Below are 19,879 nucleotides of genomic sequence, written 5' to 3'. Positions count from 1 at the left end.
CCCGTCGTGCTCTCCGCCGTCTTCCGTTCCCTCGCCCGCGTCCGCGGGGCCAAGGCCCTGCACCCGCACGGTGCCGTCCTCGCGGCCACCGTCGTCCGGCACGGCCTGCGACCGGGGACGGGGGTCGGCTGGGTCGACGACCCGGGCGAGGACCGGGCCCTCGTCCGGTTCTCCCGGGGAGCCGGGCTGCCCGCCCCGCTGCCGGACGTGCTGGGCCTGGCGCTGCGGGTGGAGTCACCGGACGGGGACCCGTGGGACCTGCTGCTGTCGACGACGCTGGGCCGCCGGCTGCCGTTCCCCCGCCGCGACGCCCGGTCGGGGCTGCACTCCAGCATCGCGGCGTTCGCGGGCCCGCGGGGGCGGCTGCTCGTCGGCGCCCGCTGGGTGGACGGCCGGTTCCTGCTGGCCGTAGCCACCCCGCGGGGGCCGTGGCGGCCGTTCGCCGAACTGCACGTGCACGGGCGCGCGGCCGTCGACGAGCCGGTCACCTTCGAACCGGTGCGGCACGCGGTGCCCGGTCTGGCGGTGCCGGAGCGCTGGCGGCGGCTGCGGGAACCGGCCTACGCCGGTTCCCGCCGCGGCCGCCGCCGATCAGGCCGGTCGGGCTGATCGGACCAGGAACTCCTCCACCGCCGTCAGGACGGCGGCCTCGGCGGCGGGGTCGCCGACGGTGACGCGGACGCCCTCACCGGCGAACGCGCGCACCGAGACACCGTGCGCGACGCACCGCGCCTCGAGTTCCAGGGCGCGCTCGCTCACGGGCAGCCACACGAAGTTGCCGCGCGCGTCGGGGGTCTCCAGGCCCCGCTCGGCGAGGTGCGCGCGGAACGCCCCGCGGCTGCGCGTCACGGTCGCGACGATCTCGGCCGTGTGGTCCACGTCGGCCCAGGCGGCCAGGGCCGCGGCCTCGGCGACCCCGCTGAGCCCGAACGGCGGGGCGCTGTTGCGCACGGGGGCCAGGACCTCCGCGTCCCCGACCGCGTACCCGGCCCGCAGCCCCGCCAGGCCGTACGCCTTGGAGAACGTGCGGAGCACGACGACGTTCGGGTGCGCGGCGATGAGGGCGGGGACGTCGACGGTGTTCTCGTCGAACTCCTGGTAGGCCTGGTCGAGCAGCACGAGCACGTCGCGCGGGACCCCGGCGAGGAGCCGGCGGAGCTCGGCGGGGTCCAGCGAGGTCCCCGTGGGGTTGTTCGGGTCGCAGACCAGGACGGCCGCGGTGCGCTCGGTGATCGCGGCCAGCATGGCGTCGACGTCGTGCCGGGACTGCGCGTCCAGCGGCACCGGGACGGCCTCCGCGTCGGCGATGCCGACGAGGATCGGGTACGCCTCGTAGCTGCGCCACGCGTGCACGACCTCGGTGCCCGGCCCGGTGTACGCGGTCAGCGCGAGCTGCAGGACGGCCAGCGAACCGCCGCCGACGACGACGTTCTCCGGTCCGACGCCGAGGCGGGCCGAGATCGCGGTGACGAGGTCGTCCCCGGCCAGGCTCGGGTAGCGGTTCGACGTCGCCCCGACGCGGGCGACGGCCTCGACGACGCGGGGCGAGGGCGGGACGGTCGACTCGTTCGACGACGCGCGCCACCGGACGGCGCCGGCCCCGGCGGCGCGGGAGTAGGCGGGCAGGGCCGCGATCGTCGGGCGCACGGTGGGTCGCACGGTGGGGCGGGTCATCGGGGGTCCTCCACGAGCAGGTCGGGTCCTTCGCGGCGCAACTGCTCCACCGTGGTGACCCCCAGGAGTTGCAGGGTGCGGCGGAACTGGTCGAGCAGGAGCTGCAGGACCCGGGCGACGCCGTCCTCGCCCGCCGCGGCCAGCGCCCACAGGTAGGGCCGGCCCACGAGGCAGGCGTCGGCGCCGAGGGCGATCGCGGTCGCGATGTCGGCGCCGTGCCGGACGCCGGAGTCGACGAGGACCGTGAACTCCTCGCCCACCGCGGCGCGCACGCCGGCGACGAGGTCCACCGGGGCCACCGCGCGGTCGAGCTGGCGGCCGCCGTGGTTGGAAAGGTGGACGCCGTCGAGGCCCAGGTCCTTCGCGCGCACCGCGTCGCGGGCGCTGACCGGGCCCTTGAGGACGATCTTCCCGCCGAACCGCGCCCGGAGGCGGGCCACGTCGTCCCACGTGACGGCCGGGTCGAACTGCTGGGTGATGTTCTCGATCGTGTACCCGGCCGACCCGCCGGAACTGACGTTGGCGAACGTCAGCGCGGGGTTGCGCAGCATGCCCGTCCAGTAGCCGGGTTTCGTGCCGATGTCGAGCAGGCTCGACAGTGTCAGCGCCGGCGGGATGGTGAAACCGTTCTTCACGTCCCGCACGCGGTACCCGGACACGGCCGTGTCGATCGCGATCTCGAGCACCCCGTACCCCGCGGCCTCGGCGCGCTCGACGAGCTGGTCGGTGAGGGTGCGGTCCTTCCAGACGTAGAGCTGGAACCACCGCTCGGCGTGCGGGACGAACCCCGCGAGGTCCTCCAGCGACGTCGTCGCCATCGTCGAGAGCGTGTACGGCAGGCCGTGCGCCGCCGCGGCCCGCGCGACGGCGGGTTCGCCCAGCGGGGAGATCATCCGCGTGTAGCCCGTGGGGGCCAGCCCCAGCGGGGCCGCGATCGCGCGGCCCAGGACGGTGGTCGACAGGTCGGGTTCGGACACGTCGACGAGGGAGTTCGGGACGAACCGCCGGCGGCGGAACGCCGCGACGTTCCCGCGCAGGCTCTGCTCCTCGTCGGCGCCGCCGTCGACGTAGTCGAACACCGAGCGGGGCAGGGCCCTGCGCGCGGCGCGGCGGAAGTCCTCGACCGTGCGGGCCCGGTGCAGCACCCGGTCCCGGCCGAACTCCGGCAGCCGGATCTGGACGAGTTCGCGGACCTCCTCGTACCTCACCGGACCTCCTGCCCGACGGGGGCGTCGCCGTGGACCGCGACGTGGCCGAGGCGGACGGGGAACCTCTTCATGAGGACGAGGTAGAGACCCCCGGCGATGAAGATGCCCAGGATCCAGGAGACGTCCGCCCCGCCCAGGGGCTCGACGAACGGCCCGACGTAGAACGTGGAGTTCACGAACGGCAGTTCCAGCACGATGCCGACGAGGTAGGCGACCATGGCGCGCCAGTCGACACCGCCGTAGCGGCCCTTCGGGTCGAAGATCTCGGCGATGACGTACCGCTCCTTGCGCACCAGGTAGAAGTCGACGAGGTTGATCGACGTCCACGGGATGAGGAAGTACGCCAGCAGCAGGATGAAGTTCGTGAAGTTGTCCACGAAGTTCGTGCGGCCGACGATGGCGATGACGGTACCGAGGGCGGCCAGCACGAGGATCCCCGCGGTGCGCAGCGCGGGCCCGACCTTCTCGGAGCCGAGCACCGTGAACGTCGTCGTGGCGGACATGAACATGCCGTAGAGGTTCAGCGCGTTGACCGCGATGTTCCCGGCGACGATGACGAGGAAGAAGATCCACGTCGCGCCGCCGGCCTGGTTCACGACGAACGAGACCGACCCCTCGGCGAAGGCGTCGGCGGCCGCGTTCGCCGCGACCGCGCCGAAGGCGAACATCCACGTCGAGGCGATCACGGTGCCGCCGTAGGTGAACCAGAACGACTGCGCGACGGGGGTGTCGACGGGCAGGTAGCGGGAGTAGTCCGCGACGTAGGGGGCGTAGGTGAGCTGCCAGGTCGCGGCGATCGCAGCGGCCAGCAGGAACGGGCCCCAGGAGAAACCCTGCGCGGTCCACCGCCCGAGGCCGACGTGCCGGACGAGCTGGACCGACAGGAAGAGGAAACCCAGCCCGGAGACCAGCGAGAGCCACTTCTCGGTGGCGTGCAGCAGCCGGTACCCGTAGATCGCCAGGACGGCCGTGACGACGCTGCCCAGGACGATCGACAGGTTGACGTCGAGCCCCAGCCAGCCCGTGATGGCCTGCCCCGTCAGGACCGCGCTGCTCGCGAAGTACCCCAGGTACATGAGCAGCACGAGGACCAGCGGCAGCACGGCGCCGAAGTACCCGAACTGCGCGCGGGACTGGATCATCTGCGGGATGCCCAGCAGGGGGCCCTGCGCGGAGTGCAACGCCATGAACACCGCACCGACGAGGTGGCCCAGGACGACGGCCAGCAGCGTCCAGGGCAGCGGCAGGCCGAGGGTCGCGCAGATCGCGCCGGCCGCGATGCAGGTGATGGTCATGTTCGCGCCGAACCACAGCGTGAACAGGCTGCGGACGTTCCCGTGCCGTTCGGCGACCGGGACGAAGTCGATGGTGCGGCGTTCGACGCTCGCGACGGACGGGGAGGCCATCAGTCCTCCAGCCGGGCGCGGACGGAGGCGGCGTGGGCCGGGAAACCCTCGTGCTCGGCCAGGGCGAACACCGTCGGGGCGCTGGCCACGAGGGCGGCGTGGTCGGCCTTGGCGACGGCGGTCCACTTGCGGAACGCGTCGGCGGTGATGCCCGAGGAGACCTTGGCGTACCCCGACGTGGGCAGCGAGGCGGGGATGCCGATGACGAAGTTGCCCATCGAGACCGTCGTCTGCTGGCCGAGCAGGATCTCCCCGGCGTCGACGACGAGGTCGAGGACCCGCTGCTCGTCGCGGGCGACGATCTGCATGTGCTCGGGGGCGAACGCGTTGGCGACCTCGGCCCCCTCGGTGAGGTCGGCGACGTGCACGACGCCGCCGTTCTCGCCGAGGGCCTTGGCCGCGTAGGTGCGGCGGGGTTCGGGCAGCGCGTCGAGCTGCTTCGCGAGTTCGAGCTCGGTGGCCGCCACGAGGGCGGCGCTGTCGGTGACCAGGACGGAGGTGGAGTCCGGGCCGTGCTCGGCCTCGTTGAGCAGGTCGGCGGCGAGCAGGCGCGGGTCGGCGGAGTCGTCGGCCAGGACGAGCGACTCGGACGGGCCGAGGAGCATGACGGCGACCGTCCCGAACCGCTGGACCTCGACCTGCGCGCACGCGACGGGCGGCGAGCCCGGGCCGCAGAGCTTGCGGACCCGCGAGACGGTCTCGGTGCCGAACGCGAGCGCGGCGATCCCGGCGGGGCCGTTGGCGCGGAACACGTCGCGCAGGCCGAGTTCGTCGGCCACGACGAGGACGGCGGGGTCGACCGTCCCGCCCGAGCCCGGCACGGGCGGGACGATGACGGCGATCTCGGGCACCCCGGCGACGACGGCCGGGACGGCGAGCTGGATGAGCACCGAGGGGTAGGACCCCTTGCCGCTGGGCACGAACAACCCGGCGCTGGCGATGGGGCTGACCTTCTCCCCCACCGTCAGGCCGGGGGCGGTCTCGAAGCTCCAGTCGCCCTTGGCGACGAGCTGCTCGTTGAACCGGCGGACGTGGGCGATGGAGTCCCGGATCGCGGCGAGCAGGTCGTCGCTCACCTGCTCGCGCGCGGCCGCGAACTCGGCCTCGGTGACGCGGATCCCGTCGGCCTCGATCGTGCAGCCGTCGAACGTCTCCAGGGCGCGCAGCAGCGCGGCGTCGCCGTTCTCGCGGACGTCCTCGACGATCTCCAGGACGCTCTCGCGCAGGGCCGGGTCGAAGATGGCCGCGGTGCCGCGGGTCAGCAGGTCGGCGCGCTCCTCGGGGGTGAGGGTGCTCCAGCGACCGCGGTCGCGCAGGGTGGGGCTCATGCTGTTCTGCTCCTCGAGGGGGTGGGGGATCAGAGGGTGCGGCCGCCGTCGAGCGTGACGACACCGCCGGTCATGAAGCGCGCGCCGGGGCCGAGCAGGAACTCGACGGTCTCGCCGATCTCGCGCAGCTCGCCGAACCGGCCGGCGGGGATGAGGGCCTTCAGCTCCGCCGCGGTGGCGGGGTCCTCCAGCCAGGTGCTCGTCATGCGGGAGGGGAAGTACCCCGGGCACAGGGCGACGACGCTGATCCCCTCGCCGCTCCACTCCAGGGCCAGCGAGCGGGCCAGGGCGACGGCCGCGGCCTTGCTGACGTTGTAGTCGGTGAAACCCGCCTCGGGTCGCTGGGCGTTGACGGAGGCGTTGACGAGGATCGTGCCGGGCCGGGTCAGGTGCGGGTACGCGGCGCGGGCGACGCGGTACGCGCCGACGGTGTTGACGTCGAGGACGCGCAGGAAGTTCGCGCAGTCCAGCTCCGCGGCAGGTTTGCCCTCCCCGTCGATGCCGGCGTTGGCGAAGACGCCGTCGAGGCCGCCGAGCCCGGCCAGCGCGTCGGCCACGGCCGCCGCGACGGCGGTCTCGTCCCGGACGTCGCAGACGCTGCCGCCGGCGGCCGCCCCCGCCTCCACCGCGGCGGACACCCCGTCGGCCGTCGTGCCGGTGATCCAGACCTGGTGACCGGAGGTCGTGAGGTGCGCGGCGCAGGCGCGGCCGATGCCACTGGTGCCGCCCGTGACGAGGTACCTCACGACGCGCCGCCGCAGCGCAGCAGGACCTTGCCCGCCGACCGGTGCCGCTGCCGGGCGAGGAACTCCGGCACGTCGGCCAGGGGGATCCGGTGGGTCACGACCGCGGCGTACCGGTCCGGGTCGGCCGCCAGAGCGGCCAGCGCCCGGGGCAGGTGGGCCGTGTCGAACCCCACGCTGCCGACGATGGTCACCGACCGTTCGACGATGTCCGCGGGAACCACCTCGGCGGGCTCGCCCGACAGAGCGACGAGGAGGACGGTGCCGCCCGAGGCCGTGCGGGACAGGGCGTCGGTGAGGCTGCCGGGGTACCCGGCCGCGTCGACGACGAGGTCGAACACCTCGTCCACCCCGGTCAGGTCCGCGTGGGTGCGCGCCCCGTCCCGCACGGCGAGCGCTGCGCGGGTGGGGGCGGGTTCGACGACCGTGACGGGGACGGCGGGCCAGCGGCGCGCGATCTCCGTGCGAGCGAGGGCGCCGATGGGCCCGTGGCCCAGCAGCAGGACGGTGCGCGGGTCCCCGTGGACGCGGTCGAGCGCGCTCGTGACGACCGCGAGGGGTTCGGCCAGGACCGCCACGGCGAGGTCGAGGCCGTCGGGGACGACGTGCACGGACGTCGCGGCGATCGTCAGGCGGTCGGCGTACCCGCCGGGGAACCGTTCGCCCACCCAGGCCATGGCCGTGCACAGCCGGGCCGAGCGCGCGCAGCCGTCGCAGGCGCCGCAGGGGATCCGGGAGTCGACGACGACGCGGGTCCCGACGGGGACGTTCGGCGCGCGGGAGACGGCGACCGTGCCGGCGACCTCGTGACCCAGGGTCGCGGGCCAGTCCTCGACCCAGGCGCCGGTGGCCATGACGTGCAGGTCGGACCCGCAGATCCCGGCCCAGGCGACGTCGAGCACGACGTCGCCGTCGGCGGGTTCGACGGGCGGGCGGTCACCGAGGGAGAGGTTCAGCTCGGCGTCCAGGAGCAGGGCTCGCGTCACGGGATCCCTCTCACGGGTTCTTGTGTCTGTCTGAGATACGAGACTAGAGTCTCGCGATGGGGAGAGAGTAGGCGACAGCGCCCCCCGCCGGAAGACCCGTCCGAGATCGGAGCCCCGTGTCCAGCAGCCGCGTGAAGTCGGCCGAACGCGTCATGGCGGTGCTCGACCTGCTGGCGTCACGGGTCACCCCGCTGACCGCCCTGGAGATCGCCGCCGAGCTCGACCTGCCCAAGAGCACGACCCACCACCTGCTGAACGTCATGCAGGAACGTCGCTACGTCGCCCACTGGCCCGACCGGCGCGTGTGGTCGCTGGGGACGAGCGCCCTGGAGATCGGCGCCGCCTACCTGCGCACCGGGCACCTGCAGCACGCCGGCCAGCGCCACCTCGCCGCGCTCACCGCCCGCACGGGGCAGACCAGCCACCTGGCCGTCCTGCAGGGCACCGACGTCCTCTACCTCGACAAGCGCGAACCCCAGGGGTCGGGCATCCGGCTGGTCACCGAGGTCGGGACCCGGCTGCCCGCGCACCTGACGGCCGTCGGGCGCTCGATCCTGGCCGGTCTCGGCGACGGCGAGCTGCGGGCGCTGTTCACCGAGTACGAGTGGCCGCGGCGCACGGACGTCCAGATCGCCTCCCTCGCGGAGCTGACCGGCGTGCTGACCGCGGTCCGCGAGGCCGGGTACGCCGACGAGGTCGGCTCCACCACCTCCGGGATCGAGTGCGTCGCCGCGCCCGTCGTCGGCTCCGACGGGCGGCCCGTCGCAGCCATCGGGATCGCCATGGTGTCCGGGACCCGGCCGCGGCCGGTCGCCGACCTCGCCGTCGAGGTCCAGGCGGTCGCGCAGCAGTTCTCCCAGGCCCTCGCGGGGACGTGACCCCGCGGGTCACCAGGCGGTCAGACCCCCGTCGACGCGCAGGTCGTGGCCGGTGACGTAGGCGGCCCCCTCGCCCAGGAGGAAGACGACCGGGGCGGCGATCTCCTGCACCGTCGCCATCCGGCCCATCGGCACCTGGTCGGCCAGGACGGCGTTGCGCTCCGGCGGGTTCCGGTCGGTCATCTCGGTGCGGGTGTAGCCGGGGCTGATCGAGTTGACCCGCACCCCGTCCCCGACCCACTCGACGGCCAGCACCCGCGACAGGCTCACGACGCCCGCCTTGGAGGCGCTGTACGCGGCGTGGGGCTCGGCGCCGCGGTTGAAGACCGAGGCGCTGACCGAGGCGACGTTGACGATCGACCCGCCCTCGCGCATCGCCTCGTGCTCGGCCAGGCAGCTGTTCAGCACCCCGCCGAGGTTGACGTCGACGACCCGGTCCCAGTCCTCCGGCGAGGTCCGCCCGGACGGCTGCAGGTGGTCGATCCCCGCGCAGTTCACGCCGTAGCGGACCCGCCCGAGCCCGCCCGCCCGGGCCACCGCGGCGCGCACGGCGTCGCGGTCGCGCACGTCCACCCCGATCCCCACGGCCCGCACCCCGGCGTCGGCACAGGTCCCCAGCACCCGGGCGAAGTCGGCGCCGTCGCGGTCCAGGCACGCCACGGAGACCCCCTCAGCCGCGATCGCCGCGACGACGGCGGCCCCGATCCCCCCGGCGGCCCCGGTGACGACGGCGACGGTCCCGGGGTCGAGCACGGTCACGGGGGGCTCCAGGGGTGGTGCGGGCGCCCCGCCTGACGGGGCCTGGACCCCGCACCCTCGTCCGGGTGCGGCGCGTCCGCAACCGGCCGCCGCCGCGACGGGTCAGCGCGCCGGGTGCAGCGCGGGATCGATCCCCGCCGCGCGCAGCACGTCGTCGACGACCTCGCCCAGCGGGCGCGTCGCGTCGACGCGGGTCCCCGCGCGGGGGACGTCCTCCTGGGTGGCGTGCAACCGGCGGGAGAGGTCCCGCTGCTCCTGCGTCGCGCCCCACTCGTCGGTGCCGGCCCGCGACGCGAGCCGGCGCTGCAGGGTGCCGGCGTCCACGGTCAGCACGACGACGGCGTCGAACACGTCGAGGAAGCGGGCGTGGTTGCGGGAACCGCCGCAGAAGAACGTCCACGGGTGCGTGCGGTCGGCGGCGAGGCGGCGGACCTCGGCGACGGGCCAGACGTGGTGCTCGTGGCGGAACCCCGCGGTGGGCTCCCCGGTGACCGGGTCGCCCTGGTGCGCGAGCGTCCGGTCGCCGTGCACGACGTGCAGGCCCCGGCGCTGCAGCTCGGTGGCCACCGACGTCTTGCCGGTCCCCGACACGCCCTCGACGAGGACGTTGCGGACCCCCACCCCGTCACCCCTCCCGACGACGACCCCGGGTCGCCGGTGGTGGGGCCGGGAGTGGACGCGGGCGGCGCGGCCCTGGCCCGAGGCCGGCCCCGTCACCGGACGGTGCGACGAGGTCCCTGACGACCTGGGCAGCGTAGCCTCCGCCGCACCGCGCCCACCCGGGCTCCTCACATGGTGGCGACGGTGGTCGCGGCCAGCACCGCGGTCATGGTCTCGTTGTCGGACACGCCCCGGCGGCCGTCGGCGGCGCAGCCCTTCGCGGCGGGGTCCTGCGCCGCGGCGGGGTCCTTCGCGCGCCCGGGCGGGCGGGGCGTGGTGCCGCGGTGCAGCGCGCGCAGCGCGCGGACGAGTCGTCCGGGGCGTTCGTGGTTCCTGGTCACGGTTCCTCCTCGTGGTGGACGGTTCCGGCTGGTCCGTCGAACGGTGCCGCGGACCGGTGGAGGCGGGCTCGAGGACGGCTCGAGCCGGGACGGGGAGCGGGCGCGGCGCCCGCCCCCCGGTCACCGGGTCAGCAACCGTGCTGGACGGTCTCCGAGATGCTCGCGCCGGACACGGCACCGGCCGTGGCCAGGGTGACGGTCACGACGATCGGCGTGGCGGGTGCGTCGCCGACCGCGGCGGCGCCGAACTCCTCGGTGCTGGTGTAGGCCAGGTAACCCTCGACGAGCTTGTCCATGACGTCCTCCTGAGTGGTGGTTCGGTGGGACCACCCCGGACGTCCCGGGGTGGCGGTCTTCGGGTGGAGCAGGTGGAACCGTGGAGCGGGTGGAACCGTGGAGCGGGTGGGGACGGGTCAGCAGTGGCTGGTGACCGTGTCGGCGCTCAGCGCCACGGAGGCGATGCTGATGCCGACGCAGGCGGGCGAGCTCGGGGTGGCGGGCGCCTCGCCCGAGGCGTCCGCGCCGAACTCCTCGGCGGAGGTGTAGGCGAGGTAGCCGGCGACCAGGTTCTCTTCCACGTTCGTTCTCCTCTGGGCGGTGTCTGTCCGGTGGGGTCCTGCTCCGCGTTCCGGTGTTCCACCGGGCCGCTCGAGGAACAGTGAACCCGCGCCGGGGGAACGGGGACAGAGCACGGCCGCCGAAACTTGGGCCGCACGCATCCTGAACTGCGGGAACGGTTTCGAGAGGAAAGTTTGGCCGCCGCGGACGACGGGGGGATTCAGTGCCCGGGGTTGCGCAGCAGCCCGGCCCGGCTGGCCTTGTTCACCGCGTCGATGCGCGAGACGGCCGACAGCTTCACGAAGACGTTGTGCATGTGCCGTTTGACGGTGGACTCGCGCAGGTCCAGCCGCCGGCCGATCTGCGCGTTGCTCAGGCCCAGCGAGGCCAGCGACAAGACCTCGATCTCGCGGTCGGAGAGGTTCCCCGAGGAGTGCTCGGGAACCGCCTCGAACAGCTTCGAGGTGACCGACAGGACCACCTGCCGCGGGTCGGCGACGACCCGGCGGATGGCGGCCAGGAGCTCGGCGTCCGAGGCCGACTTCAGCAGGTACCCGCGGACCCCCAGGCCGAGCAGTTCCTGGATCGTCGTCGGGCTGTCGTACATGCTGAGCATGAGGATGTGCAGCCGCGGCGCGACGCGGCGCAGCGTCTGGACGGTCGGCACGACCCCCGGCCCGGGGAACTCCACGTCGAGGAGCAGGACGTCCGGGGAGGTCTCCTTCACGAGGTCCAGGGCCCCCTGCGCGTCCCCGGCCAGTCCGACCACCTCGATGTCGTCCTCGGCGTTCAGCAGCTGGCCCAGGGCGCTGCGGAACAGCGTGTGGTCGTCGACGATCGCGAGGCGCACGGGACGGGACACGTCGGGCTCCTAGCCGGGCAGGGGGACGGTGATGAGGACGGTGGTGCCCCCGCCGGGGTTCGGCAGCCACTCGACGCGCGCGCCGAGGAGGGCGGCGCGTTCGCGCAGCGAGGTCATGCCGGCCCCCTCGCCCCGCGAGGCCGCGAAGCCGACGCCGTCGTCGACGGTGCGGGCCATCAGCAGGGACGGGCCGATCTCGACGACGAGCGCGACGGTCGTGGCGTGGGCGTGCCGCTGGGCGTTGCGCAGGCACTCGCGCACCATGAGGAAGATCTCGCGCCGCATGGCCGTCGGGACGTGCGCGACGTCGCCGGAGAACGTCAGGCTGACCCCGGCGGCGCCCGGGGTCCCGGTGATGTAGTGCTCCAGCGCGGCGCGCAGGTCGACGGCCTCGTCGTCCGCGCGCAGACCCTCCAGGATCCCCCGCACCCCGCGCATCGTCTCCACGACCGTGCTGCGGGCCGCGTCCACGGCCTCGCGCACGGGCGGGGGCGCGTCGTCGCGCACCAGCAGCTTCTCGGCCAGCTCGAGCTGGCGCTGGGCCACCGCGAGACCGTGGCCGGTCTGGTCGTGCAGCTCCCGCGCGATGCGGCGGCGCTCGGCGACGTTCGTCTCGTTCACCTCGTCGAGCAGCGCGGTGAGGTGCTCGTCGGCGGCGACCATGAGGACGCTGGAGAACACCGCCGTGCACACGACGGACATCTCGCACAGCACGGGGACGGCCTCCGGGCACGAGCCCAGCGCGTCCTGGGCCGTCCGCAGGATGACCTCGTGCAGGATCCGGGCGGCCAGCAGGGAGTCCCGGGGGTGCACCTGCTGCTGGGCGCGGGCCCGCGCGACGGTCGCCGTCACGGGGTTGCCCAGGACGTCGCCGTAGCGCAGCTGGTTGAGCACCAGGTCGAAGATCGCGTCGGCGTGCGCGAGGAACCCCTCGCCGGCGACCTCGTCGGCCTGGATCGAGTCGGGCAGCTCGGACCAGCGCCGGCGCAGCCCGTCGGCGACCCCGGGGCGCGCCGCCTCCAGCAGGTCGACCGGTCCTCCTGGTGCGCTCACCCCGACCCCCCGGCAGCCGTCCCGTCCGTCACGTCCGGGGGCAGTATCCCCGAGAGGGACGTCCGGGCCGGGCGCCGGGGTCCGCGGCCGGACCGTCCGGCCGGTCGTTCAGCGGGTCGTCAGGACCACGCCCCCGCCCCCGCGCAGGCCGCCAGGAGCACGACGTGGACCGCGAGCTGACCGGAGGAGAACCGCCGGTAGGGGGCCGTGCGGACCCGGGCGCGCTCGGCCGGGTGCTGCCCCGCGGCCCCCGCCGCCCCGGCCAGGAACCGGCGGCAGGCCGTCGCGACCCGCACGGCCGCGACGGCCGTGGTGAGCCCGGCCAGCGTGAGCGGCAGGTGCCCGAGCCCGAGGCCCGCGGCGAGCGCGGCGGCCCCGACCACCAGCGCCGCGACCCCGCCCCGGCGGGCCGCGGCCTCCGGGCCCCGCAGGACGGCCAGCGTCCGCCGGCCCGCCAGGGCGTCGCCCGCGACGTCGTCGAGGTCCTTGACCAAGGCGCCCACGCAGGCCATCCACGCCGACATGCACGCACCCAGCACCAGCACCGCCGGGGCGATCCCGCCGCCCGCCGTCCAGCCCGCGACGAGGTAGGTGCCCGCCCCGCCCACGAGGATCAGCAGGGGCTGGGACAGGGGCGTGCGCAGGAGCCGCGCCCGGCGCTGGGCGGGACGCCACGAGTAGCCCGCCCCCGCCACCAGCAGCGCCAGGACGCCGACGAGGGCGGCGGGACCGGTGGACCAGGCGCCCGCGAGCGCGGCGACGGTGAGCCCGGCGCTGACCGCCACCGCCGAGCGGGGACCGAGGTCGCCGCGGGCCATCGGCCGGTCCTTGCCGTTGAACCGGTCCTCGGTGAGGTCGCAGACCCCGTTCACCACGTAGACGGCGACGTAGGCGGCCGACCAGGCCAGGCCGGCGAGCAGGACGCGCGCGTGCAGGAGGGCACCGGGGCCGGCGGTGAGGACGACGGCGCAGCTGAAGCGCAGGGCGACCGTCCACTGCACCCGGGGGCGCGACTCGAGCCAGCACCACCAGAGCGTGCGGGCGACGGAGCGCCGCGGGGCGCGGGCGGGGGTGCGGGTCCCCGGCCGCTCGAGGGCCAGGTCGACGAAGGTCATGGCAGGCAGTCCAGTGGATCGGACGCGGCGCCGGAAGGTCTGTGCGTCGACAGTTGCACCCCGGCTACACCCTGGGGTGCACGCCGGACTGCACCTTGGTCGCGTTCGCTTGTCCCCGGCCGGACCCCACCGGTTCCGTGGTCCTCGTGCACCGCGGGTCGAGCCTCCGACCACCGACGCGGGGCCCCAGCCGACCCAGGAGGACTCCCGTGACCATCGAATACCGCGTGCTCGGCGGACTGGAACTGCGCGTCGACGGGGTGGACGTCGCCCCGAGCGCCCCCAAGGTGCGCCAGGTGCTGGCCCTGCTGCTCGCCCGGGCCGGGCGCGTCGTGCCCGCCGACACCATCGTGCGCGAGGTGTGGGACGACCGTCCGCCCGCGAGCGCGGCCACCACGACCCAGACGTACGTCTACCAGCTGCGCCGGATCCTGGCCCGGGTCAGCGACCGGGCGGCGGAGGACCTGAGCACCCACCAGAACGGGTACTGCCTGTCCGTCGACCCCCTGGCCCTCGACGAGCGCACGTTCCGGGACGCCGTGGCCCGGGGGCGGGCCGCGTTCGGCGCGGGCCGCTACCGGGAGGCCAGCACCGCGCTGCGGCAGGCCGAGCTGCTGTGCCCGGGAGCGCCGTACGAGGGCCTGGACCACGGGCCGCTGCTGCAGGCGCACGCCCTGGAGCTGGCCGAGGTGCGCGCGCACGCCGTGGAGGTGCGCATCGAGTCGGACATGCTCCTGGGCCGGCACCGCGAGCTGATCGGGGAACTGCGGCTGCTGGTGGCCGAGCACCCGTTCGACGAGTGGCTGCACGGGCGGCTGGTGCAGGCGCTGGGCAAGTCGGGGCGGCGCAGCGAGGCCCTGCAGGCGTACCAGGCCATGCGGACCCTGCTGGACACCGAACTGGGGTTGCGCCCGTCGGCGGAGTCGCGGCGCCTGCACGCGGAACTGCTCAACGCCTGAGCCCCGACCCGGTCTCCGCGACGTCGGGTCCGGGGCTCGACCCGGGGCTCGATCCGGGGACCAGCGGTGCTCGACGGGCCGTTCCTAGCCTCGGGACCGGACCGGGGGATCGACCGACCGGGGACCACCGACCGAGGAGGACGGACGTGCAGGGAACCCTCGAACGTGCCGGGGCCGTCACCGCGACGGGCCACCGGCTGACGACGCGGCTGGGCAACGGCCTGCTGGTCGTCGTCGAACGGACACCGGGGACGACCGGCTGCGCCGTGGCGGTGAACTACCGGGCGGGTTTCCGCGAGGAACCCCGGGGGCGTTCGGGACTGGCCCACCTGTTCGAGCACCTCATGTTCCAGGGGTCGGCGAACGTGTCGCGGGGCGCGCACTTCGCCGAGGTCCAGGGGCACGGCGGGGAGGTGAACGGCAACACGTTCACGGACGTCGCCGACTACCACCAGAACGCCCCGGCCTCGCTGCTGCACCGGGTCCTGGAACTGGAGGCGGACCGCATGGCGGGTCTGGACCTCGTCCCGGAGAACCTGCGGGTGCAGCGCGACGTCGTCCTGGAGGAGATCAACCTGCAGGTCCACGGGAAACCCTACGGGGGGTTCCCCTGGACGGTGCTGCCGTCCGCGGTCCACCCGCGGTGGGCCGACGCGCACGACGGCTTCGGCAGTCCCGAGGACCTGCACGCGGTGTCCCTGCAGGAGTGCGCGGACTTCCACGAGGGGTCGTACGCCCCCGCCAACGCCGCCGTCGGGGTGTGCGTCGACCACGACCCGAACGAGGTGCTGACACTGGTCCGCGAGGTCTTCGACACCGTGCCCGCCCGGGAACGGGCCCACCTGCGCGCCGTGCCGGACGCACCGGGCGGGTCGGCGGGCCGGACGGTGGAGCACGTCGACGCGCTGGCCCCCCGGCCCGCGTTCGCCCTCGGCTGGCCGCTGGCCGGTCCCGACCGGGACCTGCCGGCCTACGCCGCCGCCACCGTCCTGAGCGCCGTCCTCACCCGGGGGCAGCACTCGCTGCTGCGCGCGGCCCTGCGCGGGTCCGGGGCGGCCGCGGACACCTCGATCGGGTTGTTCGGGCCGCTGATGGCGACCACCCCCGAGACGTTCGTCCTGGTCGTGCACCACCGCGAGGGCGACCGCGACCTGGCCCGCGGGACCGTCGACGACGTCCTGGACCGCGTCGCGCGGACCTTCGGGCCGGCCGACGCCGTCCGGGCGGTCCGGACCGCCACGTTCGACCTGGCCCGCCGCGCGGACTCCCCCACCCAGCTCGTGCGGGACACGACGCGCTCGGCCCTGCTGTTCGACGAACCCGGCCTGCCGCAGCGGTTCGCCGCCCAGGTGCGGGCGGTCACCGCGGCCGACGTCCGGGCCGCGGCGCAGCGGCTGCTGCGCGAACGCCCCGGGACGGTCGTGCTGCACGCCGGGGGTGCGCGGTGAGCGCGGACCGGCTGCGGCGCCCCGGGGCGGCCGTCCCGGCGCCGCGGGTGGCCGAGCGCACGCTGGGCAACGGCGTCCACCTCGTCGTCTCGCGGCTGGCGACGACACCGCTGGTGCACGCGCACCTCGCCGTCCCCCTCGACGTCGCCGCGCTCGGGGAGGGGCCGGCCGCGCTGGCCGACCTGGCCGCGGTGGAACTGCTCGCGGCGGCGCTGGTGGAGCACCCGGCGGCGCACCGGCTGGAGGAACGGGGCGGGACGGTGTCGGTGACCCGCCGCCGCCGGCTGCTCGTGCTCACCGTCAGCGCCCACCGGGAGGACCTGGACGTGGTGGCCGCGACGCTCGGCGCGCTCCTGACCCGGCCGTGGGCCGGGGACCCCCGGCCCGCGGCGCTCGCGGCGTGCCGCACCTTCAGCGCGCTGGTGCAGTCGCAACCGGCCGCGGGGAGCCTGGCGACGCTGTGGCGCCGCGTGTACGAGGAGGTGCCGGTGGCGCTGTTCCCCGCCGCGCCCCCGGCGGCGTTCGCCGGTGCCGTCCCCGACCCCGCCGCGGTGCGGGCCGGGCGGACGGGCCCGCGGGGGGCCCACGTGGTCGTCGTCGGCGACCTGCACGAGGAGGCGACCCTCGACGCGTTCGCGGGTGCGCTGTCGGGGTGGGCCGACGAGCGGGACCCCGCCGTCCCCGCACCCGTGCCCGCCGTCCCCGTCGTGCGCCCGACCGGGCACCTGGACCGGGAGGTCGCGGGACGCTCGGCGACCCACCTGCGGTGGGCGGCCCCGGCCCCCGGGCCCGAGGACCCGGCCGCGCCCGTCGCCGCGCTGGTCCTGGGCGGGAACTTCTCCTCCCGGCTCAACGTGGTCGTGCGCGAGGAGCTCGGGCTGGCGTACCGGACGGCGGCGTTCCTGCACGAGCACGGCGACCGCTCGGTCCTGCTCGTCGAGGCCGACGTCACGAGCACCCGCGTCGGCGAGGCGCACGACCGGATCGGCGGGCTCCTGGCCCGCTACGCCGAGCACGGCCCCCGCCCCGAGGAGCTGCGCGCCGCGCTGGCCTACACCGGCGGCCGGTACGCCACGACCCTCGCCTCGCAGTCCGGGCGGGCGGCGTGCCTGCTGTCGTACCTGACGACGGGGCTCGGCCTCGACGCCATCGCCACCCTGCCGCAGCGGCTGTCGGCCCTGACCGTCGAGGACCTGCGGGCGGTCGCGGCGCGCTGGCACCCCGACCGGTCGTGGTCGGTGGCCGTCGGCCACGCCGTCCACCCGCACCAGCACCAGCACCAGCACCAGCACCAGCACCAGCAGGAGGTCCTCGCGTGAACGACGTGTCCGTCGTCCTGCCCGTCCAGCACACCGGGCTGGGGCAGACGCTGCCGTACGCCCGGCTGGCCGCCGCGACCCGCACGCAGCGGCTGTGGTGCGGGCAGTCGTTCGGCGTGGAGACCCACGCCCTGTTCGCGGCGCTGGCCGGTGCCGGTCACGGGCTGCAGTTCGGCTCGGCCGTCGCGCTGGCCCCGCTGCGCCACCCGCTGGCGGCCGCCCTGGCCGCGCGCTCCGTCGCGGTCCTGTCCGAGCGCCCGTACGTGGCCGCGTTCGGACCCGGCGCGACCGGGTTCCAGCGGGGCGTGCGCGGGGCGCCGTACCGCAGCCCCCTGGCCGCGACCCGCGAGTACGTCACGACGGTGCGCGACCTGCTCGACGGGAAACCCGTCACGCGGCTCGACGGGGAGTTCCCCGCCGACGGGCTGCGGCTGCCGCAGTTCCCCGCCCCGCCCGTGCACCTCGGCCTCGGGGTGCTGCGGGGCCGGATGGCTGAACTCGCCGGGGAGAGCGTCGAGTGGGCCGTCACCTGGCTGACCCCGCCGGAGCACCTCTCCGGCACCGTGGTGCCCCGCCTGGCCGCGGGCGCCGCGCGCGCCGGACGCGACCGTCCGCGGGTGGCGACGGTCCTGCAGGCCGTCGTCGCCCGCCCCGGACGCGACGTCCTCGCCGCGGCCACCGCCTCGTGCGAGCAGCACGTCCAGGCCGCCCACTACGTGGACATGCTGGCGCGCAGCGGGATCCACTTCGACGAACCGGGGTCGCGCGCCCGCGCGGCCCGGCTCGTCGAGACCGGGGTGATCGCCGCGGGGACCCCCGCGCAGATCGCCGGGCGGATCGGCGACCTGCACCGGCACGGCGCCGACGAGGTCGTCGTGAACGTCTGCGGCACCTACATGACCCAGGGTCCGGGAGCCGCGGCCCGGGACCTGTCCGAGATCCTCGACGCGCACGGGGAGGCCTGAGGTGAGCACCACCGAGACCCGGACCGGGACCTCCACCGGGACCACCACGGAGACCACGGCCGCCGGCCAGTCGCCCCCGCGGCTGGGCGCCCACCGGCTGCTCTACGTGGCCTCCGGCGGCCTGCAGGCGATGTTCGTGCCGATGTGGCTGCAGTGGCTGCGGACGAGCTACCCCGACCTGGCGGTCCGGTACGTCGTGACCCGGTCGGCGACGAGGTTCACCACGCGGACCAGCCTGGCCGTCGCCGCCGGCGACGCCGAGGGGATGGTCGACGAGTGGCCCGAGCAGCCCGAGTCGGCCCTGCACGTCGACCTGGCCCTGTGGCCCGACGCCGTCCTCGTGCACCCCGCCACGTTCGACTTCGTCGCGCGGCTGTCGGCGGGGTTCGGCGACAGCCCGGCGATGCTGGCCCTGCAGTGCACCACCGCCCCCATCGTCATCTGCCCCGCGCTGCCGCCCAACGGCTTCCGCAACCCCGCCTACCGGCGGAACGTCAGCGAGCTGGCCGAGCGGGAGAACGTGACCGTCCTGCCCCCGGTCCGGGGACGGAGCATGTCCACCGGTCACGAGGGGGTGGGGACGGTCGCCCACCTGCCGACGGCGATCGCCTCCCTGGAGGAACTGCGGGAGTGGGTGGCCGGCGATGCGTGACCTGCGGGAACCGACGGGGGAACTGGTGGCGGAAGATCTGGTGGAGGAGCGGGTGCTGGCCCGGTTCGGGACCGGGTTGCAGACCACGACCCTCACCCCGGCCCCCGCGGGCCGCGTCCGCTGGTCCCGGACCCCCGGACCGGACCACCCGGACGGCTGGTGGCACCCCGGGAGCGTCGTGGAACGCCTGCGGCCGGACCGTCCCGGCGCCCGGTTCGCGCTGCCGGGGTCGTGGTCGGCGCGCCACGTCGCGTGGGACGTGCGGGGGGCGACGACGCTGGCGGCGGTGGTGCGGGCCGACCCCGACGCCGACCTCACCCGGCGGGCCGTGCGCGACGTCGTCCACGGTCTCGGCGGGCTCCACGCCGACCTGCGCGACGTGCCCGCCGCCGACCTGCCGCCCCGGCCCCCGGGGCTGGACCGGCTGGCGCACTGGCTCGACGGCCGGCCCACCACGCGCGCCGGCCACACCTGGCGCGAGCACCTGTTCGACCGGCTCGGGGCCCGCCGCCGGGACCTCCTGCGGGCGCTGGCGGCGGACCTCGCCCTCCGCGCCGACCGCAGCACGGCCGCCGTCCACGGCTGGCTCTCGGCCGGGAACGTCGTCGTCGGCCTCGACGAGGCGGGGGACCCGCTGGTGCAGGTGCTGACCGGACCCGACGTCGGGCGCGGTGTCCCCGAGCTCGACCTGGGGTGCCTGCTGGGTGAGCTCGTCGAGTTCTCGTTCCGCGCCGGCCGGCACGGCCTGGACCCCGTGGGCTTCGACCACCTCGCGCACACCGTCCGCGCGCTGTACCCGCACGGGGTCGACCGCGACCTGCTGCACGCGGCGACGGTGCTGCGGATCGTGCTGCACAGCAGCGACTTCTCGCGCTTCGTGGGCTGGGACGACGACCTCCTCGTCTACCCGGGCGCGATCGCCGACCTGCTGGACGCCCAGCAACGACCGTGAGGAACCGCCGTGC

At 75.4% G+C, this 19,879-nt stretch carries 22 protein-coding genes; 8 read left to right on the top strand and 14 right to left on the bottom strand.

Annotated features, from left to right (window positions below):
- Positions 1–6 precede the first annotated feature (6 nt).
- The gene (locus CLV37_RS22080; protein WP_106214533.1) at positions 7–609 is read left to right on the top strand and encodes a hypothetical protein; all 603 of its coding nucleotides are present in this window, start codon (positions 7–9) and stop codon (positions 607–609) included.
- Here CLV37_RS22080 and CLV37_RS22075 read toward each other — a convergent pair.
- From CLV37_RS22075 to CLV37_RS22050, 6 genes are read right to left on the bottom strand one after another with little or no spacing between them, the layout of a single operon-like run.
- Positions 592–1,674, bottom strand: coding sequence for a histidinol-phosphate transaminase (locus tag CLV37_RS22075; RefSeq protein ID WP_106214531.1), 1,083 nt, complete (start codon positions 1,672–1,674; stop codon positions 592–594). The two genes, CLV37_RS22080 and CLV37_RS22075, sit on opposite strands and share 18 nt — an antisense overlap.
- Positions 1,671–2,882 (bottom strand): alpha-hydroxy acid oxidase, encoded by a 1,212-nt coding sequence (locus CLV37_RS22070; RefSeq protein ID WP_106214529.1) that lies wholly within the window; start codon positions 2,880–2,882, stop codon positions 1,671–1,673. The genes CLV37_RS22075 and CLV37_RS22070 overlap by 4 nt, the downstream gene beginning before the upstream one ends.
- Positions 2,879–4,288, bottom strand: coding sequence for a purine-cytosine permease family protein (locus CLV37_RS22065; protein ID WP_106214527.1), 1,410 nt, complete (start codon positions 4,286–4,288; stop codon positions 2,879–2,881). The genes CLV37_RS22070 and CLV37_RS22065 overlap by 4 nt, the downstream gene beginning before the upstream one ends.
- Positions 4,288–5,616, bottom strand: coding sequence for a histidinol dehydrogenase (gene hisD, locus CLV37_RS22060; RefSeq protein ID WP_106214526.1), 1,329 nt, complete (start codon positions 5,614–5,616; stop codon positions 4,288–4,290). Before hisD ends, CLV37_RS22065 begins: the two co-directional genes overlap by 1 nt.
- 29 nt (positions 5,617–5,645) lie before the next feature.
- Positions 5,646–6,362 carry an SDR family NAD(P)-dependent oxidoreductase gene (locus CLV37_RS22055; protein ID WP_170127432.1) on the bottom strand — a complete coding sequence of 239 codons (717 nt, stop codon included), beginning with the start codon at positions 6,360–6,362 and terminating at the stop codon, positions 5,646–5,648.
- Positions 6,359–7,345 (bottom strand): zinc-dependent alcohol dehydrogenase, encoded by a 987-nt coding sequence (locus CLV37_RS22050; protein WP_106214524.1) that lies wholly within the window; start codon positions 7,343–7,345, stop codon positions 6,359–6,361. The genes CLV37_RS22055 and CLV37_RS22050 overlap by 4 nt, the downstream gene beginning before the upstream one ends.
- A gap of 116 nt (positions 7,346–7,461) precedes the next feature.
- Here CLV37_RS22050 and CLV37_RS22045 point away from each other — a divergent pair, with 116 nt between their 5' ends.
- A complete protein-coding gene (locus CLV37_RS22045; RefSeq protein ID WP_106214522.1) occupies positions 7,462–8,223 on the top strand; it encodes an IclR family transcriptional regulator in 762 nt (253 codons plus the stop codon).
- A gap of 9 nt (positions 8,224–8,232) precedes the next feature.
- On the opposite strand, the gene CLV37_RS22040 is transcribed toward CLV37_RS22045, so the two are convergent.
- From CLV37_RS22040 to CLV37_RS22015, 8 genes are all read right to left on the bottom strand, one after another.
- Positions 8,233–8,982, bottom strand: coding sequence for an SDR family oxidoreductase (locus CLV37_RS22040; protein ID WP_170127431.1), 750 nt, complete (start codon positions 8,980–8,982; stop codon positions 8,233–8,235).
- Positions 8,983–9,084: 102 nt separating this feature from the next.
- Positions 9,085–9,603, bottom strand: coding sequence for an AAA family ATPase (locus CLV37_RS22035; RefSeq protein WP_106214588.1), 519 nt, complete (start codon positions 9,601–9,603; stop codon positions 9,085–9,087).
- Between the two features lie 167 nt (positions 9,604–9,770).
- The gene (locus tag CLV37_RS22030) at positions 9,771–9,983 is read right to left on the bottom strand and encodes a hypothetical protein (RefSeq protein ID WP_106214518.1); all 213 of its coding nucleotides are present in this window, start codon (positions 9,981–9,983) and stop codon (positions 9,771–9,773) included.
- Positions 9,984–10,111: 128 nt separating this feature from the next.
- Positions 10,112–10,279: an LxmA leader domain family RiPP gene (locus tag CLV37_RS27830; protein WP_170127430.1), complete on the bottom strand. Its 168-nt coding sequence runs from the start codon at positions 10,277–10,279 to the stop codon at positions 10,112–10,114.
- A 117-nt stretch (positions 10,280–10,396) separates the two neighbouring features.
- A complete protein-coding gene (locus CLV37_RS27825) occupies positions 10,397–10,561 on the bottom strand; it encodes an LxmA leader domain family RiPP (protein ID WP_170127413.1) in 165 nt (54 codons plus the stop codon).
- A 200-nt stretch (positions 10,562–10,761) separates the two neighbouring features.
- On the bottom strand, positions 10,762–11,403 hold the full coding sequence (locus tag CLV37_RS22025; protein WP_106214516.1) for a response regulator transcription factor: 642 nt from the start codon (positions 11,401–11,403) through the stop codon (positions 10,762–10,764).
- Positions 11,404–11,412: 9 nt separating this feature from the next.
- Positions 11,413–12,456 (bottom strand): sensor histidine kinase, encoded by a 1,044-nt coding sequence (locus CLV37_RS22020; RefSeq protein WP_106214514.1) that lies wholly within the window; start codon positions 12,454–12,456, stop codon positions 11,413–11,415.
- Between the two features lie 119 nt (positions 12,457–12,575).
- The gene (locus CLV37_RS22015) at positions 12,576–13,571 is read right to left on the bottom strand and encodes a UbiA family prenyltransferase (RefSeq protein ID WP_106214512.1); all 996 of its coding nucleotides are present in this window, start codon (positions 13,569–13,571) and stop codon (positions 12,576–12,578) included.
- A gap of 209 nt (positions 13,572–13,780) precedes the next feature.
- Here CLV37_RS22015 and CLV37_RS22010 point away from each other — a divergent pair, with 209 nt between their 5' ends.
- From CLV37_RS22010 to CLV37_RS21985, 6 genes are all read left to right on the top strand, one after another.
- Positions 13,781–14,530 (top strand): AfsR/SARP family transcriptional regulator, encoded by a 750-nt coding sequence (locus tag CLV37_RS22010; RefSeq protein ID WP_146149540.1) that lies wholly within the window; start codon positions 13,781–13,783, stop codon positions 14,528–14,530.
- Positions 14,531–14,676: 146 nt separating this feature from the next.
- On the top strand, positions 14,677–15,978 hold the full coding sequence (locus tag CLV37_RS22005; protein ID WP_170127429.1) for a M16 family metallopeptidase: 1,302 nt from the start codon (positions 14,677–14,679) through the stop codon (positions 15,976–15,978).
- On the top strand, positions 15,975–17,297 hold the full coding sequence (locus tag CLV37_RS22000) for a M16 family metallopeptidase (protein WP_106214506.1): 1,323 nt from the start codon (positions 15,975–15,977) through the stop codon (positions 17,295–17,297). The genes CLV37_RS22005 and CLV37_RS22000 overlap by 4 nt, the downstream gene beginning before the upstream one ends.
- Positions 17,294–18,262: an LLM class flavin-dependent oxidoreductase gene (locus CLV37_RS21995; protein ID WP_106214504.1), complete on the top strand. Its 969-nt coding sequence runs from the start codon at positions 17,294–17,296 to the stop codon at positions 18,260–18,262. The genes CLV37_RS22000 and CLV37_RS21995 overlap by 4 nt, the downstream gene beginning before the upstream one ends.
- 1 nt (position 18,263) lies before the next feature.
- Positions 18,264–18,914: a flavoprotein gene (locus tag CLV37_RS21990; RefSeq protein WP_106214502.1), complete on the top strand. Its 651-nt coding sequence runs from the start codon at positions 18,264–18,266 to the stop codon at positions 18,912–18,914.
- A complete protein-coding gene (locus CLV37_RS21985) occupies positions 18,907–19,866 on the top strand; it encodes a hypothetical protein (protein ID WP_106214500.1) in 960 nt (319 codons plus the stop codon). The genes CLV37_RS21990 and CLV37_RS21985 overlap by 8 nt, the downstream gene beginning before the upstream one ends.
- The last annotated feature ends 13 nt before the right edge of the window (positions 19,867–19,879 follow it).

The organism is Kineococcus rhizosphaerae, from assembly GCF_003002055.1.
Lineage (GTDB): Bacteria > Actinomycetota > Actinomycetes > Actinomycetales > Kineococcaceae > Kineococcus > Kineococcus rhizosphaerae.
Note: the sequence above shows the minus strand (reverse complement) of the source record. Positions and strands in the feature narration are given on the sequence as shown.

Coding starts and splice junctions, on each gene's coding strand:
- CLV37_RS27830 (WP_170127430.1), bottom strand. CDS start 10,279: ATGGACAAGCTCGTCGAGGGTTACCTGGCCTACACCAGCACCGAGGAG.
- hisD (WP_106214526.1), bottom strand. CDS start 5,616: ATGAGCCCCACCCTGCGCGACCGCGGTCGCTGGAGCACCCTCACCCCC.
- CLV37_RS22015 (WP_106214512.1), bottom strand. CDS start 13,571: ATGACCTTCGTCGACCTGGCCCTCGAGCGGCCGGGGACCCGCACCCCC.
- CLV37_RS22075 (WP_106214531.1), bottom strand. CDS start 1,674: ATGACCCGCCCCACCGTGCGACCCACCGTGCGCCCGACGATCGCGGCC.
- CLV37_RS21985 (WP_106214500.1), top strand. CDS start 18,907: ATGCGTGACCTGCGGGAACCGACGGGGGAACTGGTGGCGGAAGATCTG.
- CLV37_RS22065 (WP_106214527.1), bottom strand. CDS start 4,288: ATGGCCTCCCCGTCCGTCGCGAGCGTCGAACGCCGCACCATCGACTTC.